At 46.1% G+C, this 621-nt stretch carries 2 rRNA genes; both read left to right on the top strand.

The features are described 5' to 3' along the window. Positions 1-119 (top strand): 16S ribosomal RNA (locus tag KI375_RS27025); the annotation flags it as partial. Positions 120-515: 396 nt separating this feature from the next. After that, a 23S ribosomal RNA gene (locus tag KI375_RS27030) occupies positions 516-621 on the top strand; the annotation flags it as partial.

A 621-nucleotide genomic window follows, 5' to 3' on the forward strand; every position in this document is an offset into this window, starting at 1 on the left:
TAACACCCGAAGTCGGTGAGGTAACCTTTTGGAGCCAACCGCCGAAGGTGGGACAGATGATTGGGGTGAAGTCGTAACAAGGTAGCCGTATCGGAAGGTGCGGCTGGATCACCTCCTTTCTAAGGAATATTATGGAACGCCTACTAAGAGCGCCACGTCCTGTGGCAACGTCGGCATGACTCACATCGTGTGAGCCTAGAATGTTCTTGGAACATTCTATAAAAAGACGTTTCGTTTCGTTCAGTTTTGAGAGTTCAAACTCTCATCTATCACATGAAGTTGATAGAAACCAGTAGTTTTGTTCTTTGAAAACCAGATAAAATAAGAAGATATAACAAACCGAGAAGCATCACCTTATGGATGATTCCATAAGATAAACCTTTTTATTCAATCAGACGAAAAAGAAGCAAGAAGCTCAAGGAAACAAGCGAACGAACACCGGAGCGCACTCACGTGCGTGAGGATGTGAGTGAGTGCAGTTGACGCAGAGATTCGCCGCTTATTTTTTGGATGACGATTAAGTTATTAAGGGCGCACGGTGGATGCCTTGGCACTAGGAGCCGATGAAGGACGGGACTAACACCGATATGCTTCGGGGAGCTGTAAGCAAGCGTAGATCCG

The sequence above is a fragment of the Bacillus sp. J14TS2 genome (genome assembly GCF_018333015.1).
Taxonomy (GTDB): Bacteria; Bacillota; Bacilli; order Bacillales; family Bacillaceae_C; genus Lederbergia.